The organism is Mesobacillus jeotgali (assembly GCF_031759225.1).
Classification (GTDB): Bacteria; Bacillota; Bacilli; order Bacillales; family Cytobacillaceae; genus Mesobacillus; species Mesobacillus jeotgali_B.
Genome location: NZ_CP134494.1, coordinates 108,682 through 125,993 on the forward strand (window position 1 = coordinate 108,682; position 17,312 = coordinate 125,993).

The window sequence follows — 17,312 nt, forward strand, 5'->3', positions numbered from 1 at the left end:
TAACCAACACACCCCTTATTGTCATGTTTTGGCATACATAATTTTGACGAACATAATCCAGGATGCTTTCATTGCAACGGGAAAAATTTTTTTGTATAATTAACGTCAAATATAGTCAAAGTCAGATTGGGGGAGGTTTAGTGAGGAATATATCGGACATCATAGAACATTACCTTAAGCAGGTTTTAGAAATGAGCGATAAGGACATCGTTGAGATCAAGCGAAGTGAAATCGCCGATAAATTTCAGTGCGTGCCGTCCCAGATCAATTATGTCATCAATACAAGGTTCACGATTGAACGGGGCTATCTTGTTGAGAGCAAACGGGGTGGCGGAGGCTACATCCGGATCATCAAAGTCCAGGCATATGATCATGCACATTTGATTGATGATTTACTGTCTTTGATTCAGACACGAATTTCGCAAAGCAGCGCTGAGCATGTCATCTTCCGTCTTGTTGAGGAGGATGTAGTCACTGACCGTGAGGCGAAGATCATGCTGAGTGTGCTCGACAGGTCCGTCCTGTATATAGAGCTTCCGCAGCGTGATGAGCTGCGTGCGAGGATGTTGAAGGCAATGCTTATGGCATTGAAGTATAAATAATATCATAGCAGATAAAGAGGTGAGGGCATGATCTGCCAAGAGTGTAATCAAAGGCCGGCAACGCTGCACTTCACGAATTATTCAAATGGAGAAAAATCAGAATTGCACTTGTGTGAAATATGCGCACAAGAAAAAGGCGAATTGTTTATGGTGAACAACGGCCCTGCTTTTTCGATCAATAGCTTGCTTGCTGGTTTGCTGAATATGGAGCCTGCTTTTCCTGAAAAGAAAAAGGAAGCTTTTGAAGCGGAGCAGGTTGTGCAATGCCCGCAATGTTCAATGACGTTTCCGCAGTTTGTAAAGGTAGGCAGGTTTGGCTGTGCGACTTGTTATGATGCTTTTCGCGAACAGCTGACCCCGATTGTCAGGAGACTCCATAGCGGAAATTCCGTCCATAATGGAAAAATTCCTAAAAGGATCGGTGGCGACCTTCATCTAAGAAAGACAGTTGACCAGCTTAAGCAAACCTTGAAAAACCTCATTTCAGCGGAGGAATTTGAGAAAGCTGCTGAGACAAGGGACCAAATAAGGGAACTTGAAAGGAAATTGTCAGCAGGTCTAGAGGGAGGGGAGTAGCCTTGTCATTGGAGAAATTCATCAATCAGGCTGTCAGCTCCTGGATGAGTGATGATGGACCTGATTCGGATATCGTCCTTAGCTCCCGCATTCGCTTTGCAAGGAATCTTGATGAATATAATTTTCCGACTCTGTTCACCAATGGAGAGGCAGAAGCAGTGATTGGTACGATCATGGAACGTGCCAGTAATTCATCAGCAGCTGCATTTGGTCAGTTGGAAACAATCAAGATGGATGATATTCCACCGTTGCAGAAGAGGGTGTTGGTTGAGAAGCATTTGATCAGTCCGCATCTTGCGGAAAACTCCGTTCATGGTGCCGTCCTATTATCTGATAATGAAGAAGTCAGCATCATGATCAATGAGGAAGACCATATCAGGATTCAATGTATATTCCCAGGTTTCCAGTTAAGTGAAGCTTTACAGGCGGCCAATGAAATCGATGATTGGCTCGAGGAATATGTCAATTATGCGTTCGATGAGAAATTTGGATACTTGACCAGCTGTCCTACGAATGTGGGGACCGGTCTTAGGGCATCGGTGATGATGCACCTGCCTGGCCTTGTTTTGACTCAGCAAATGAACCGGATTGTTCCGGCGATTAACCAGCTTGGTTTGGTGGTAAGAGGTATTTACGGCGAGGGCAGTGAAGCGCTCGGCAATATTTTTCAAATATCGAACCAAATAACGCTCGGGAAATCGGAAGAGGACATCGTAGACGATTTAAAAAGTGTTGTAAGCCAGATTATATCTCAGGAAAGGTCGGCGCGGGAAGCATTAGCGAAGACTTCGAACATACAATTAGAAGACAGAGTGTTTCGGTCATATGGAACACTTGCCAACAGCAGGATCATTGAAACGAAGGAAGCCGCCCGTTGCCTGTCTGATTTAAGGCTTGGAATAGATATGGGTTTCATAAAAAATATATCAAAATCGATTTTGAATGAATTGATGATATTAACTCAGCCCGGGTTTTTACAGCAATATGCAGGAGGGCCGTTAAGACCCAATGAGCGGGATATCCGCAGGGCTGCTTTAATAAGAGAACGTTTGAAAATGGAAACAAAAGACGAGTCAGGAGGATGATCTTATGATGTTTGGACGATTTACCGAGAGAGCACAAAAAGTATTGGCACTCGCACAGGAAGAGGCCATTCGCCTTGGACATAACAATATCGGCACAGAACACATCTTACTTGGCCTGGTGCGTGAAGGTGAGGGCATTGCGGCAAAGGCGCTTTACGGACTTGGTCTGGGAGCGGAGAAAATCCAGAAGGAAGTTGAAAACCTGATTGGCCGCGGACAGGAAACTTCCCAGACTATCCACTATACTCCAAGGGCTAAGAAGGTCATCGAGCTTTCCATGGATGAGGCAAGGAAGCTGGGCCATTCCTATGTCGGCACAGAACATATCCTCCTTGGATTGATTCGAGAGGGAGAGGGCGTGGCTGCAAGAGTATTGAACAATCTTGGTGTCAGCCTCAACAAAGCGCGCCAGCAGGTTCTTCAGCTTCTAGGAAGCAATGAAACTTCCGGACATCAGGGAGGCGGAACGGCTAATGCCAATACGCCGACACTTGATAGCCTTGCAAGAGACTTAACGGCAATCGCCAGGGAAGGCAGCCTTGATCCGGTCATCGGCCGCAGCAAGGAAATCCAGCGCGTCATTGAAGTGTTAAGCCGCCGTACCAAGAATAACCCTGTCTTGATCGGGGAGCCAGGCGTTGGTAAAACAGCGATTGCGGAAGGATTGGCACAGCAAATCGTCAATAACGAGGTGCCGGAAATCCTCCGTGACAAGCGTGTCATGACGCTTGATATGGGAACTGTGGTTGCAGGAACGAAATATCGCGGTGAGTTTGAGGACCGCTTGAAAAAGGTCATGGACGAAATCCGTCAGGCCGGAAATATCATTCTTTTCATCGATGAGCTTCATACACTGATCGGTGCCGGCGGAGCAGAAGGTGCGATCGACGCTTCCAATATCCTGAAGCCTTCATTGGCTCGCGGAGAACTGCAGTGTATCGGCGCGACGACATTGGATGAATACCGGAAATACATCGAAAAAGATGCTGCACTAGAACGACGCTTCCAGCCGATCACTGTTGATGAGCCAACAGCTGAGGAGTCAGTGCAAATTTTAAAAGGGCTTCGTGACCGCTATGAAGCTCACCACAGAGTTTCAATTACGGATGAGGCAATTGAAGCGGCGGTAAAATTATCTGATCGATACATTTCTGACCGTTTCCTACCGGATAAAGCGATTGACTTAATTGATGAAGCGGGTTCGAAAGTTCGCCTGCGTTCCTATACAACTCCGCCAAACCTTAAAGAGCTTGAGGTGAAGCTGGAGGAAGTTCGCAAGGAGAAGGATGCTTCTGTACAAAGCCAGGAGTTTGAAAAGGCTGCTTCATTAAGAGATACAGAACAGCGCCTTCGTGAACAGCTGGAAAATACGAAGAAGTCGTGGAAAGAAAAGCAGGGCAAGGAGAACAGTGAAGTGACGGTGGAAGACATCGCGCATGTGGTGTCCAGCTGGACGAATATTCCTGTATCCAAGCTTGCGCAAACAGAAACAGATAAACTTCTGAACCTTGAGGAAATCCTACACTCACGTGTCATTGGCCAGGATGAAGCTGTAAAAGCTGTTTCCAAGGCAGTAAGACGTGCTCGTGCAGGCTTGAAGGACCCGAAACGTCCAATAGGTTCTTTCATCTTCCTTGGCCCAACAGGCGTCGGTAAAACTGAATTGGCGAGAGCCCTTGCGGAGTCCATGTTTGGCGATGAAGATGCGATGATTCGCGTCGATATGTCAGAGTACATGGAGAAGCATTCAACTTCACGTCTTGTTGGTTCACCTCCAGGTTATGTTGGATATGATGAAGGGGGCCAATTGACTGAGAAGGTACGCAGAAAGCCATACTCCGTTATCCTGCTGGATGAGATTGAAAAAGCGCATCCAGACGTGTTCAATATTCTGCTGCAGGTGCTTGAGGATGGCCGTTTGACTGACTCAAAGGGCCGGACAGTCGATTTCCGCAATACGATCATGATCCTGACATCCAATGTCGGAGCAGAGGCGTTGAAGCGTAATAAATATGTTGGCTTCAATATCCAGGATGGCGAACAGGATTACAAAGATATGAAAGGCAAAGTGATGGAAGAGCTGAAAAAAGCATTCCGTCCTGAGTTCCTGAACCGTATCGATGAAATCATCGTCTTCCATGCGCTTGAAAAGCCACATTTAAAAGAAATCGTGACATTGATGTCCGACCAGCTTGTGAAGCGCTTGAAGGAGCAGGAAATCACGCTAGAACTGACAGAAGCGGCTAAAGAGAAGATTTCCGAGGAAGGTTACGATCCAGAATACGGCGCACGCCCATTGCGCAGGGCGATCCAAAAGCACATCGAAGACCAGCTGTCTGAAGAATTGCTCAAGGGCACCGTCCTCACAGGACAAAATGTCGTCATAGATGTAGAAAATGGCGAATTTGTAGTCAAAGCTCCAGAAGAAACCGCAAAAGCTTAAAATGGCTTAACATGTTAACAAAAGGGGTATACGTACAAATACGTGTACCCCTTTTTTACTAAAGGAAAGTTTTACTGAATCCCCCTCAAAAAGTTTGCCACCTATAAAATGTCGAATGCAAGTTCGTATTCGTAAAAGCCCATACTGTCTTTCTAAAATAGTTGGAATCGCATCATCTGAATATGAACATAATTTAAGTAAACTAGGTGCCACAAAAAATTACATACCGACTTCAGTCGCTATCATTTCTTTTATTACTTGTTTGGCTTTATTATAAAGATAATAACTTTTTTTATTGAGAGGCTAAGAAAATGGCAAAAAGAAAAACAAAGTTCATGTGCCAGGAATGTGGCTATGAATCTCCGAAATGGATGGGGAAATGTCCGGGATGCGGGCAATGGAATAAGATGGTCGAGGAAGTGGAAAGCACTGGATCGACAAGAAGAGGTGCTTTTGCCAATACAGGAAATACGAGTGTTGCCGCAAAGGCCACTCCGATCACCAGTATTGAAACGGTAAGCGAGCCGCGGATTACGACAGACTTGAATGAGTTGAACCGTGTACTTGGCGGCGGAGTAGTCAGAGGGTCGCTTGTGCTGATAGGCGGGGACCCTGGTATCGGGAAGTCGACTTTATTGCTGCAGGTCTCTTACCAGCTGGCAAAGAAAGCTCATTCAGTCCTTTATATTTCCGGTGAGGAGTCGATGAGGCAAACGAAGCTGCGCGCAGACCGGCTTGGCGTGACATCGGATAACCTGCTTGTATATTCGGAAACAAACCTGCAAGAAATCAGCCTTACGATCGAAAACAGCAATCCCGACTTTGTCATTGTGGATTCGATTCAAACTATCTTCCATCCGGAAGTGACCTCTGCTCCAGGGAGCGTGTCACAGGTGAGAGAATGTACAGCCGAGTTAATGAGGATTGCGAAAACAAAGGGAATCGCGATTTTTATCGTCGGGCATGTAACGAAGGAAGGCTCAATTGCAGGACCAAGACTGCTTGAGCATATGGTTGATACCGTTCTCTATTTTGAAGGCGAAAGGCACCATACGTATCGGATCCTCCGGGCTGTAAAAAACCGATTTGGATCGACGAATGAAATGGGTATTTTTGAAATGAAGGAAGTCGGGCTTGAAGAAGTGGCAAATCCATCTGAGATTTTTCTAGAGGAAAGATCCCAAGGTGCTTCAGGTTCAACCGTGGTGGCGTCTATGGAAGGAACGCGGCCTGTATTGGTTGAAATCCAGGCGCTGATCTCGCCAACGAGCTTTGGGAATCCAAGGCGCATGGCTACAGGTATCGACCACAACCGTGTCTCGCTGCTGATGGCGGTGCTGGAGAAGCGTGTCGGGTTGCTGCTGGCTAACCAGGATGCTTATTTGAAGGTAGCAGGGGGAGTGAAGCTGGATGAACCGGCAATTGACCTTGCGGTGGCTGTCAGCATTGCTTCAAGCTTCAGGGATAAACCGACTCGTGCTTCGGATTGCATCATCGGCGAGGTAGGCCTGACCGGTGAAGTCAGGAGGGTCTCGAGGATTGAACAGCGCGTCCAGGAAGCAGCGAAGCTTGGATTTGAAAGAATTATTTTGCCGGAGAATAATCTTGGCGGATGGACACCGCCAAGGGGAGTGGAGCTTATCGGGGTATCATCGGTCAGCCATGCATTAAAAGTCACCTTAGGGGGTTGATGGATTGGAACAAAGAGAGCTTGAGGAAAAAGAGTTAGGTGAAATCCTTCAATTTATCGCTCCAGGTACACCTCTAAGGGATGGAATCGATAATGTGCTCCGGGCCAAGACAGGCGGATTGATTGTGTTTGGATACAATGAAAAAGTCAAAAACCTGGTCGACGGCGGCTTTGAAATCAACTGCAGGTTCAGTCCCAGCTATCTTTATGAACTGGCAAAGATGGATGGCGCAATCATCTTAAACGAGACTGGCAGCAAAATACTATTCGCCAACGCCCAGTTAGCGCCTGATACGGGAGTGCCCTCGACTGAGACAGGGATGAGGCACCGGACAGCGGAACGTGTAGCGAGGCAGACAAAGGCACTCGTCATCGCGATTTCCCAGCGACGGAATGTCATTACCCTGTATCAGGGCAATCTTCGTTATGCCATGAAGGAGATCGGAGTTATCCTGACGAAGGCGAACCAGGCAATCCAGACGTTGGAAAAGTATAAGGTCGTGCTTGAACAAAGCATTACCAACCTGGGAATCCTTGAGTTTGAAGATCTTGTAACCTATAATGACTTGCTTCAGGTCATCCATCGCTTTGAAATGGTGCTGCGGATCAAGACAGAGCTTTTGACGTATTTGAGTGAACTAGGATTGGAAGGGCGGCTGATCCGTCTGCAAATGCAGGAACTGTTATCCGAAATGGAAAGAGAAGCATTGCTTGTCATCAAGGATTATTCTGCGGAACCGGAAGTGAAGGCAGATGTTGTGATGGCCCGTTTCCAGGAGCTTTCGAAAGCTGGGGTCATCGAGGATTCGGCTATCCTCAAGCTTCTCGGACATCAGGGATATGTGCATATGGATGAATTTATCTGTCCTAGAGGCTATCGAATGCTGAATAAGATTCCTCGGCTTCCGTTGATCATAACCGAGAATTTAATTAAACGTTTTGGCAAATTCACCAAAATGATTGCAGCCACAGTCGAAGAGCTGGACGATGTAGAGGGTATTGGTGAGGTAAGAGCCCGAAAAATCAAAGAAGGCTTCAAACTCATCAGGGACCAGCTGATGGCAGACCGCCAAATGTAATCCCAAACTTTGGCGGCCTGCTTTTAATTGACACCAACATGCCCTGGTGCTACGTTAAAGAAGAGATTTACTCCTATTAAAATTATGGCAATCTTGCTGTTTTGTGATTTTATTTGTACAAAATCCGTAACCTTTGCCATGGTAAAATCGTATAATCATTTGGATGTTTATTTTAAAGAAAATGTTTGATTACTAGGGTTTCAAAATTTAGAAGTTGTTTATAATGATTAAAAGGAGGTGAAAGGATGTTAAGACGTATCATTCAAGCCTGCTTCCTGATTATCGGGGGAACGCTTGGTATATTCTTAATTCCTGATTTATTATCATTAATGAACGCGGGAGACATGTCTCTCATCAATAATCCTTATGTTACTGCTGTTATAGGCGCACTTATTTTTTATCTTCTTACTTTTTGGGCTGTAGACCCTGTGACCAACTTTGTGAAGTGGGCTGAAGAGTCGCTGATCAAAGCACCGATAACTGACGTCCTGTTTGGAAGTGTTGGCCTTTTCTTTGGTTTGCTGGTGGCATTTTTAGTTGGATTTGCCCTCAATGCAATCCAGGTGCCTGTTGTGAATACAGTTGCACCGACACTCCTGACACTATTATTTGGTTATCTTGGATTCCAGGTCGGTTTTAAAAAGCGAGATGAACTGCTTGGTTTATTTTCGCGCTCAAAGAAAAAGGGCACTGAAGAAGAAGTGGAAAAAGAAAGTCGTCCCAGAGAGTGGAAGATCCTTGATACAAGTGTGATTATTGATGGCAGGGTGGCGGATATCTGCCAGACTGGATTCCTTGAAGGAACCATTGTCATTCCGCAATTTGTCCTGGAGGAATTACAGCATATCGCTGATTCATCAGATGTGTTGAAGCGAAATCGCGGACGCCGCGGGTTGGACATCCTTAACCGTATTCAAAAGGAACTTAAGATCAAGGTTGAAATTTATGAAGGTGATTTTGACGATATCCAGGAAGTCGACAGCAAGCTTGTGAAGCTGGCGAAGCTGACAAATGGCGTTGTCGTCACGAATGATTTCAATCTAAACAAGGTATGTGAACTGCAGAAGGTTGCCGTTCTGAATATCAATGACCTTGCTAATGCGGTGAAACCAGTGGTCCTTCCTGGAGAAGAATTGAGCATCCAGGTAATAAAGGATGGCAAGGAACATAATCAGGGCATTGCATACCTGGACGACGGCACCATGATCGTCGTCGAAGAAGGCCGCGATTATATCGGAAAGCGCATTGATGTGCTTGTAACCAGTGTGTTGCAAACATCAGCTGGCAGGATGATTTTCGCGAAGCCGAAACAGTTGGAAAAAAGCATAATAAGTTGATCCATTCTCGATGGACCAAGCCTATATGGGCAGTTGATTCCCGCTTCCTTCATGGATTCCTTGAAGGCGTGAAGCAGGGCCTCGACTGCCCGTTTATATGTAAAAGTGTTGTTATGTTGTAAAAGCAGAAAATAGTTAGGAGTTTTCGTCATGCCTTATCAGGTTATAATTCCGGCTGCGGGCCAGGGGAAGAGGATGGGAGCAGGGAAGAATAAATTGCTGCTTACATTGGAAGGTGTACCAATTCTGATTCACACACTCAGGGTGTTTGAAGCAGATGATGAATGTAATGGCATCATTCTCGCTATCAGTCCGAGTGATGAGCAACAGTTAAAGTCTTTATTGAGAGAGTATGGTATACATAAGGTAACATCACTGGTCAATGGCGGAAAGGAACGCCAGGACAGTGTGTATAACGGGTTGAGGGCAGTCCATGACCTGGATGGGATTGTGCTCGTCCATGACGCTGCTAGGCCATTCATAAAAATTGAAATAATCCACAAACTTGTGGAGGCAGCAAACAAGGAAGGCGGGGCAATCGTGGCTGTTCCTGTTAAAGATACAATCAAGAAAGCAAAGAACAGCATGGTAGCAGAAACAGTTGAGCGTTCAAGCCTATGGTCAGTCCAGACTCCACAGGCTTTCCGCACTTCCGTATTGCTTGAGGCGCATAACAAGGCAATGCGGGAACAATTCATCGGTACAGATGAATCAAGCCTTGTCGAACGAATCCCGCATCCAGTCAGCATCATCGAAGGGGACTATGATAATATTAAGCTGACAACACCAGAAGATTTATATTTCGCCGAAGCGATACTGCGCAAACGAAAAGAATCCAGTGTTTGAAAGAGTATATAAACAGCCTAATTTTAAAAGGAGTTATTCATTATGTTTCGTATTGGACAAGGTTTCGATGTACATCAATTGACGGAGGGCAGGCCGCTGATCATTGGCGGAATCACGATTCCATATGAAAAGGGACTGCTTGGGCACTCAGATGCCGACGTTCTTTTACATACCGTGGCTGATGCCTGTCTTGGGGCAATCGGAGAAGGGGACATCGGCAGACATTTCCCGGATACTGACCCTGAATTCAAGGATGCAGATTCAGCCAAGTTGCTTGAGCATGTTTGGAAGATTGTAAAGGAAAAAGGATACGAGCTTGTTAACATCGACTGCACGATCATCGCCCAGCAGCCAAAGATGGCACCGCATATCGAAGCGATGCGTGAGAGGATCGCGGGATTGCTTGAGGGGAACCCGGATCAGGTGAACGTCAAGGCGACGACAACAGAAAAGCTTGGATTCCCTGGACGGGGAGAAGGTATCGCTTCCCAGGCAACCGTGCTGCTGAAGCAGACAGAGAAATAAATTCGGTGCTACTTCCGCTTTATATATCGATAATGATACAATAATGAACAGCTATATTAGAGGAGGATTCACTATGTCATCAGATATCCGGGTGCGTTACGCTCCGAGTCCGACTGGACATTTACATATCGGGAATGCCCGTACAGCATTATTCAACTATTTATTCGCACGGAACAGAGGCGGAAAATTCATCATCCGCATTGAAGATACAGATAAGAAGCGCAATATCGAAGGCGGGGAGCAAAGCCAATTGAAGTACCTTCAGTGGCTTGGAATCAACTGGGATGAGAGTGTCGATGTTGGTGGCGAATACGGACCGTACCGTCAATCAGAACGTAATCACATATATGAGCAATACAATCAGGAGCTTCTTGAAAAAGGTCACGCCTACAAGTGCTATTGCACCGAGGAAGAGCTTGAGGCTGAGCGCGAGGAGCAGGCTGCACGAAATGAGACGCCACAATATTCCGGACGCTGTCGCAACCTGACAGCAGAACAGAAGGAACAGTTTGAAAAAGAAGGACGCCAGCCGAGCCTTCGTTTCAAGGTGCCTGCAGGCAAGATCCTGAAGTTCGATGATATGGTAAAAGGCGACGTGAGCTTTGAATCAGACGGGATGGGTGACTTTGTCATCGTCAAGAAAGATGGCACACCGACTTATAATTATGCGGTTGTCGTCGATGACCATCTTATGAAGATTTCCCACGTCCTTCGCGGAGATGATCACATCTCCAACACACCGAAGCAGCTTGTGATTTATGAAGCGCTAGGCTGGGAGCCTCCAGTTTTTGGCCATATGACGCTTATCGTCAACGAAAGCCGCAAGAAGCTGAGCAAGCGTGATGAATCGATTATCCAGTTCATTGAGCAGTACGAGGAGCTTGGCTATCTTCCAGAAGCGTTGTTCAACTTCATTACATTGCTTGGATGGTCTCCATCTGGTGAAGAGGAGATCTTTTCAAAGGATGAGTTTATCGAGATTTTCGACCCTGCCAGACTTTCAAAATCTCCAGCACTCTTTGACCAGCAGAAGCTTGCCTGGATGAACAATCAATATATGAAAAAAGCAGACCTTGACAGGGTTGTTGAGCTGGCGCTGCCACACCTCATCAAGGCTGGAAAGGTCAGCGAGAACCGTACAGCAGGAGAGGATGCCTGGGTTCGCGGCCTCATTTCCCTGTACCATGATAAAATGAGCTTCGGAGCGGAAATCGTCGAGATGTCGGATTTATTTTTCCGCGATGAGGTAAACTATGATGAAGAAGCAAAAGAAGTTCTTGCAGGCGAGCAGGTTCCTGAAGTGCTGAAAGCATTCCTTGGTGAAATCGATCAGCTTGAAGAATTCAAGGCTGATGGAATCAAGGCAGCGGTGAAGGCAGTCCAAAAGGGCACTGGACATAAAGGCCAGAAGCTATTCATGCCAATCCGCGCGGCAGCGACAGGTCAGACACATGGACCGGACCTGATGCTTGCGATGGAACTGATCGGAAAAGACAAGGTCAAGGAAAGAGTACAGAAACTTTTGGGCTAATAACTTTTTTAAGCTCTTTTAGTTAACAGAAACTAAAAAATGTAATATAGTAAGAGTAATTCTATAAAACCAAAGTGTTGAAGAGGAAAAGTAGAAGAATGAAGCTTATTAGAGAGAACCATCACCGGCTGAAAGTGGTTCAGGCCTCTCATTTTTTGAAATGCGCCTCGGAGTCCCAATGCAAAAAGGCAAATGGCCTGAGTAGTATCGGGCGGGACCTCCCGTTAACAGGTGAAAGTTGAGGCTATTGCCTGTTCAAAGGCAGCCTAAACAGAGTGGAACCGCGCATACCAAGCGTCTCTGTCGTATACGACAGAGGCGCTTTTTTATTGGTTAGGAAATTATAAATTATCCTTTGTGTGGATAACTGGACATGGTTTTATTAATCCAGCTTCAGCGCCTAACCCCTCGAGACGCTTGTCTAGCTGTGGCTCCTAACTCCTCGAGACGTTTCGGTCCTGCCAATGAAGTCAAAGACCGACTTCACTGTCAGGCCCTCCAACGCTTGTCGGAGTTGGCAGTCCCCTCCGCTTCTCGGTTTCGGTCCGCTCAATGAAGTCAAAGAACGACTTCACCAGTCGGCCCTCCAGCGCTAGTCGGGGCTGACCAAGGCGCTTGCGCTTTTTGTTCTATGTTGTACTGCCATGCAAGTGGAATATGTGCCTGGAAAGGCCGGGGCAGTCAAATTCCGGCCACATGAACGAGAAATATGTGCCGAACAAAGCTGGATCAGCAAGAATACGGTCCATTAACGAGGGTATCCGCTGTACGGGTGCTCACTAGTGAGCAAATATCCAATAAATTTTTTAAAGAAGGAGGATTTCACCATGTTTAAGATGATGAAGGAAGACATAGAAGTTGTTTTTGACCAGGATCCTTCTGCCAGGAGCGCGCTGGAAGTGGTTTTGACATACGCAGGCCTGCACGCGATATGGGCCCACCGTTTCGCACATGCTTTCTACAAACGGAAGTTTTATTTTATCGCAAGGGCTATATCGCAAATCAGCCGCTTTTTCACGGGGGTTGAAATCCATCCGGGAGCCAAGATAGGCAGACGTTTTTTCATCGACCATGGAATGGGGGTAGTCATCGGTGAAACGTGTGAGATTGGCGATAATGTGACGGTGTTCCAGGGAGTGACCCTGGGGGGTACTGGAAAAGAAAAAGGCAAACGCCACCCGACGGTGAAAGATAATGCCTTGATTGCGACCGGCGCTAAGGTTTTAGGTTCGATTACGATTGGGGAGAATTCTAAAGTAGGCGCAGGATCGGTTGTCCTGAAGGATGTGCCGCCGAACTCCACAGTTGTCGGGATCCCAGGCAAAATCGTCATCCAGGACGGCGTCAGAGTGAAGAAGGATTTCAATCATCGCGATCTGCCGGATCCTGTGGCGGATCGATGTCAGGAAATCGAAATGGAATTAGTGAAATTGAGAAAAGAACTTGAACTATTCAAATTACAAGAAGAACTTGAAGTTGCCAAGCAGGGAAGGGGCATGGAAAATGGGAATTAAAATTTATAATACACTCACTCGGAATAAGGAAGAGTTTATCCCTTTAGAAGAGGGAAAAGTGAAAATGTATGTTTGCGGTCCTACCGTCTATAACTATATTCACATTGGCAATGCCCGTCCGGCTATCGTTTTCGATACGGTCCGCCGCTATCTTGAGTTCCGTGGCTATGATGTAAATTATGTTTCAAACTTCACTGATGTCGATGACAAACTGATCAAAGCAGCAAATGAACTAGGGGTAGATGTTCCTACAATCGCGCAACGATTCATCGATGCTTACTTTGAGGATGTCCATGCACTTGGCTGCAAGACAGCCGATGCACACCCAAGGGTAACGGAAACCATGGATTTGATTATCGACTTTATCAGCGCGCTTATTGAAAAGGGCTTTGCCTATGAATCAGGCGGAGACGTGTACTATCGCACGAGAGAATTCAAAGAATACGGCAAGCTTTCCCATCAATCCATTGAAGAGCTGAAGGTCGGAGCGAGGATCCAGGTTGGCGAAAAGAAGCAGGATGCGCTAGATTTTGTGCTATGGAAGTCGGCTAAAGAAGGCGAGATTTCCTGGGATAGCCCATGGGGAAAAGGCCGTCCAGGCTGGCATATTGAGTGTTCGGCGATGGCCCGCGAATACCTTGGAGATACAATCGATATCCATGCTGGAGGACAGGACCTGGCCTTCCCGCACCATGAAAATGAAATCGCCCAGTCAGAGGCTTTGACAGGAAAGACTTTTGCCCGGTACTGGATGCATAATGGGTACATCAATATTGATAATGAAAAGATGTCCAAGTCACTTGGCAATTTTGTCACAGTTCATGACATCATTAAGCAAGTTGATCCGCAGGTATTAAGATTTTTCATGATTTCGGTTCATTACCGGAATCCGATCAATTACAGCCAGGAGCTGCTTGAAAAGACAAAGGCTGCCTTCGATCGTTTGAAGACTTCTTATCAAAACCTGAAGCACCGCCTCGGAGCAAGCGCAAACCTTACCGATGATAATCAGGAATGGATGGATAAAATCGCCGGGCTTCGTGAGCAGTTCATCAAGGATATGGACGATGACTTCAACACAGCCAATGGCGTATCCACCCTGTTTGAGCTTTCGAAGCTATCCAATCTGTACTTAATGGAGAAAAACACTTCCGAGGAAGTCATCCATGCATTCATGAATGAATTTGAGACATTGTTCGGAGTCCTTGGCCTCTCTTTAAAAGATGAAGAATTGCTTGATGAAGAGATCGAAGCCTTGATTGAAAAGCGTATACAGGCACGCAAGGACAGGAATTTCCAGCTTGCGGATGAAATTCGTGACCAGCTGAAGGAAATGAATATCATCATCGAGGACACTCCGCAAGGCATCAGATGGAAAAGAGGCTAAATGATGCTGCATTACGAACACAAAGTAGATGAAAAACAATTGAATAGCCTTGCACTTGCCTATATGGGTGATGCCGTCTATGAACTGTATGTCCGGCATCACCTGCTGCAAAGCGGAAAGGTCCGGCCGAACAAGCTGCATAAAGAAGCGACAGCTTATGTATCGGCAAAATCGCAGGCAAAGTACCTTCACAAGCTTATCGAAATGGAGAAGTTGTCCGAAGCGGAGATAACGATTGTTAAAAGGGGCCGGAATGCGAAGTCAGGATCTGTCCCGAGAAACACCGATGTCCAAACATACCGTTACAGTACAGCCTTTGAGGCGTTGATTGGTTATTTGTATCTGGCAGGCGATGAGAAACGGATAGAAGAACTGATCACCACAATATTTGCACTCGCTGAAGAATAGAAGGGAGGAAAGATTCCATGAGCCAGAAACAGAACCGGAATACTAGGCAAAAGCCAGTTGATGATAAAAAGCGGAAGCCAGCACGGAACCAGGGGCAAAGGCAGGATGATAAGCCAAAAAACAGAACAGCCCGAGGCCAGGACCAGAAAAACGAGGCAAGACGTGATCAAAAACAGGATCCAAGACGCGATAGAAAACATGAGCCAAGACAAGACAAGAAACTTGAGCCAAAACGTGACCCGAAACATGGGCAAAAACCTGACCAAATTCAAGAACAAAACGAAAACCAGGATTACATAATCGGGAAGAATCCGGTGATCGAAGCCTTGAAATCGGAACGTGACATCAACAAAATCCTGATTGCAGAAGGCTCACAAAGCGGGCAGATGCAGCAAGTCATCGGAATGGCAAAGGAAGCCAATGTCATCGTCCAATTCGTTCCGAAAAAGAAGATCGATCAGCTTGCTGATGGCAACCATCAGGGTGTCATCGCTCAGGTTGCAGCGTATGAATATGCAGAGATTGATGATTTGTTCGCTTTAGCAGAAAAGAAGAACGAGGCTCCTTTCTTCTTGCTTCTCGATGAAATTGAGGACCCCCACAATCTAGGCTCGATCATGAGGACAGCGGATGCCTCGGGAGCACACGGGATCATCATTCCGAAGAGGCGGGCAGTCGGTCTGACAGCGACAGTAGCAAAATTATCTACAGGCGCAATCGAATATATCCCGGTTGCAAGAGTCACGAATATGGCTCAGACCATCGATGAATTGAAGGAACGCGGTGTCTGGATAGCGGGAACGGATGCATCGGCAAAACAGGATTTTCGTCAAATGGATGGAACATTGCCTCTTGGCCTGGTGATCGGCAGCGAGGGAAAAGGCATGGGAAGGCTCATCAGGGACAAGTGTGATTTTCTATTAAGTCTTCCAATGGTAGGACATGTAACTTCCTTGAATGCATCAGTGGCTGCGGCACTCCTGATGTATGAAGTCCATCGTAAACGACAACCGTTAGGGGAATAGGAATGGACATCCTGCTTGTTGACGGCTACAACATCATCGGCGCATGGCCGGAGCTGGTCAGCTTGAAAAAGAAAGAGCTTTCCGCCGCCAGGGACCGGCTGGTGGAAATCATGGCAGAGTACCAGGCGTATACCGGCTATCGCGTCATCATTGTTTTTGACGCTCATTTTGTATCAGGTACGCAAAAGAAATATAGGAATTATAAAGTAGAAGTTATTTTTACAAAAGAAAACGAAACGGCCGATGAACGGATTGAAAGGCTGGCGATCGACCTCAGTAACCGCAAAACACAGGTTCACGTAGCTACCTCTGACTATACCGAACAATGGGCAATTTTTGGACAGGGAGCCTTGAGGAAATCAGCGAGGGAGCTGCTTAATGAAACAAATTTAATCAGCAAAAAAATCGAGAAAAGCGTGAAAGTAATCCAGGAAAAGAAGCCAAGTGCCAAGATTCCGCTTACAAAAGAAGTGGCAGAAATTTTTGAAAAATGGCGCAGAGGAGAGCAATGACCTGTTGACGCCTTAAAAAAGCCTGCTGTATAATATTTCTAACTGTATGTGCGGGCGGGGGGATCGAAATGAGTGCTGACATCGGGAATCGTTTAAATGACGCTTATTTATTGCTGGAAGATGAAGAAATTGTAGAAGCAGTGCACAGAGGAGAAAGCGATGCACTTGATTTTCTGATTCACAAATACAGGAATTTCGTTCGGGCGAAAGCGCGTTCTTATTTCCTGATTGGAGCAGATAAAGAGGACATCGTGCAGGAAGGAATGATCGGCTTATATAAAGCGATCCGTGATTTCCGGGAGGACAAGCTAACATCATTCAAAGCATTTGCAGAACTATGCATTACCCGTCAGATCATTACGGCCATCAAAACGGCCACAAGGCAAAAACACATCCCGCTTAACTCCTATGTTTCCCTGGACAAGCCGATTTATGATGAAGAATCGGACAGGACGCTGATGGATGTTTTATCCGGAGCCAAAGTGATGGACCCCGAAGAGTTATTTATCAATCAGGAAGAGTTTGACCAGATTGAAGTGAAAATGTCAGAGCTGCTGAGTGACCTTGAGCGAAAAGTGCTCGCATTATATTTGGACGGACAATCCTACCAGGAGATTTCCGAAGAGCTGAATCGCCACGTCAAGTCGATCGACAATGCGCTTCAGCGTGTGAAGCGGAAACTTGAGAGGTATCTTGAGCTGAGAGAGCTGTCGGTGTAAGCTGAATTGCCGAAAAATAGCCACAAAACTGAC

Annotated in this window: 16 protein-coding genes and 1 other annotated feature; all 16 genes read left to right on the plus strand. The window is 46.3% G+C overall.

Going from position 1 to position 17,312, the window contains the following annotated elements; genetic code table 11:
• The first annotated feature begins 140 nt into the window (after positions 1–140).
• Positions 141–602 carry a CtsR family transcriptional regulator gene (locus RH061_RS00580; protein WP_167834072.1) on the plus strand — a complete coding sequence of 154 codons (462 nt, stop codon included), beginning with the start codon at positions 141–143 and terminating at the stop codon, positions 600–602.
• A 27-nt stretch (positions 603–629) separates the two neighbouring features.
• Positions 630–1,178, plus strand: coding sequence for a protein-arginine kinase activator protein McsA (locus RH061_RS00585; RefSeq protein ID WP_311073245.1), 549 nt, complete (start codon positions 630–632; stop codon positions 1,176–1,178).
• A 2-nt stretch (positions 1,179–1,180) separates the two neighbouring features.
• Positions 1,181–2,263: a protein-arginine kinase McsB gene (locus RH061_RS00590; protein WP_311073247.1), complete on the plus strand. Its 1,083-nt coding sequence runs from the start codon at positions 1,181–1,183 to the stop codon at positions 2,261–2,263.
• A 4-nt stretch (positions 2,264–2,267) separates the two neighbouring features.
• Positions 2,268–4,706 carry an ATP-dependent protease ATP-binding subunit ClpC gene (gene clpC, locus RH061_RS00595; RefSeq protein WP_311073249.1) on the plus strand — a complete coding sequence of 813 codons (2,439 nt, stop codon included), beginning with the start codon at positions 2,268–2,270 and terminating at the stop codon, positions 4,704–4,706.
• Positions 4,707–5,017: 311 nt separating this feature from the next.
• The gene (gene radA, locus RH061_RS00600) at positions 5,018–6,397 is read left to right on the plus strand and encodes a DNA repair protein RadA (RefSeq protein WP_311073251.1); all 1,380 of its coding nucleotides are present in this window, start codon (positions 5,018–5,020) and stop codon (positions 6,395–6,397) included.
• A gap of 4 nt (positions 6,398–6,401) precedes the next feature.
• Entirely contained in the window at positions 6,402–7,475 is a 1,074-nt protein-coding gene (gene disA, locus RH061_RS00605) for a DNA integrity scanning diadenylate cyclase DisA (protein ID WP_311073253.1), read from the plus strand.
• A gap of 245 nt (positions 7,476–7,720) precedes the next feature.
• A complete protein-coding gene (locus RH061_RS00610) occupies positions 7,721–8,812 on the plus strand; it encodes a PIN/TRAM domain-containing protein (protein WP_311073255.1) in 1,092 nt (363 codons plus the stop codon).
• Positions 8,813–8,962: 150 nt separating this feature from the next.
• Positions 8,963–9,658, plus strand: a complete 696-nt coding sequence (gene ispD, locus RH061_RS00615) for a 2-C-methyl-D-erythritol 4-phosphate cytidylyltransferase (RefSeq protein ID WP_311073257.1) — start codon at positions 8,963–8,965, stop codon at positions 9,656–9,658.
• A gap of 42 nt (positions 9,659–9,700) precedes the next feature.
• Positions 9,701–10,183 (plus strand): 2-C-methyl-D-erythritol 2,4-cyclodiphosphate synthase, encoded by a 483-nt coding sequence (gene ispF / locus RH061_RS00620; protein ID WP_311073258.1) that lies wholly within the window; start codon positions 9,701–9,703, stop codon positions 10,181–10,183.
• Between the two features lie 73 nt (positions 10,184–10,256).
• Positions 10,257–11,714 (plus strand): glutamate--tRNA ligase, encoded by a 1,458-nt coding sequence (gene gltX / locus RH061_RS00625; RefSeq protein WP_311073259.1) that lies wholly within the window; start codon positions 10,257–10,259, stop codon positions 11,712–11,714.
• 68 nt (positions 11,715–11,782) lie between these two features.
• Positions 11,783–12,019: a binding site (T-box leader), on the plus strand.
• A gap of 522 nt (positions 12,020–12,541) precedes the next feature.
• Positions 12,542–13,228, plus strand: a complete 687-nt coding sequence (gene cysE / locus RH061_RS00630) for a serine O-acetyltransferase (protein ID WP_311073261.1) — start codon at positions 12,542–12,544, stop codon at positions 13,226–13,228.
• Positions 13,218–14,615 (plus strand): cysteine--tRNA ligase, encoded by a 1,398-nt coding sequence (cysS, locus tag RH061_RS00635; RefSeq protein WP_311073263.1) that lies wholly within the window; start codon positions 13,218–13,220, stop codon positions 14,613–14,615. The genes cysE and cysS overlap by 11 nt, the downstream gene beginning before the upstream one ends.
• 3 nt (positions 14,616–14,618) lie before the next feature.
• Positions 14,619–15,023 carry a Mini-ribonuclease 3 gene (locus tag RH061_RS00640; protein WP_311076226.1) on the plus strand — a complete coding sequence of 135 codons (405 nt, stop codon included), beginning with the start codon at positions 14,619–14,621 and terminating at the stop codon, positions 15,021–15,023.
• Between the two features lie 266 nt (positions 15,024–15,289).
• Entirely contained in the window at positions 15,290–16,048 is a 759-nt protein-coding gene (gene rlmB / locus RH061_RS00645) for a 23S rRNA (guanosine(2251)-2'-O)-methyltransferase RlmB (protein WP_226087788.1), read from the plus strand.
• Between the two features lie 2 nt (positions 16,049–16,050).
• Positions 16,051–16,560 (plus strand): NYN domain-containing protein, encoded by a 510-nt coding sequence (locus RH061_RS00650; RefSeq protein ID WP_311073264.1) that lies wholly within the window; start codon positions 16,051–16,053, stop codon positions 16,558–16,560.
• A 68-nt stretch (positions 16,561–16,628) separates the two neighbouring features.
• The gene (gene sigH, locus RH061_RS00655) at positions 16,629–17,279 is read left to right on the plus strand and encodes an RNA polymerase sporulation sigma factor SigH (protein WP_079504287.1); all 651 of its coding nucleotides are present in this window, start codon (positions 16,629–16,631) and stop codon (positions 17,277–17,279) included.
• Positions 17,280–17,312 lie beyond the last annotated feature (33 nt).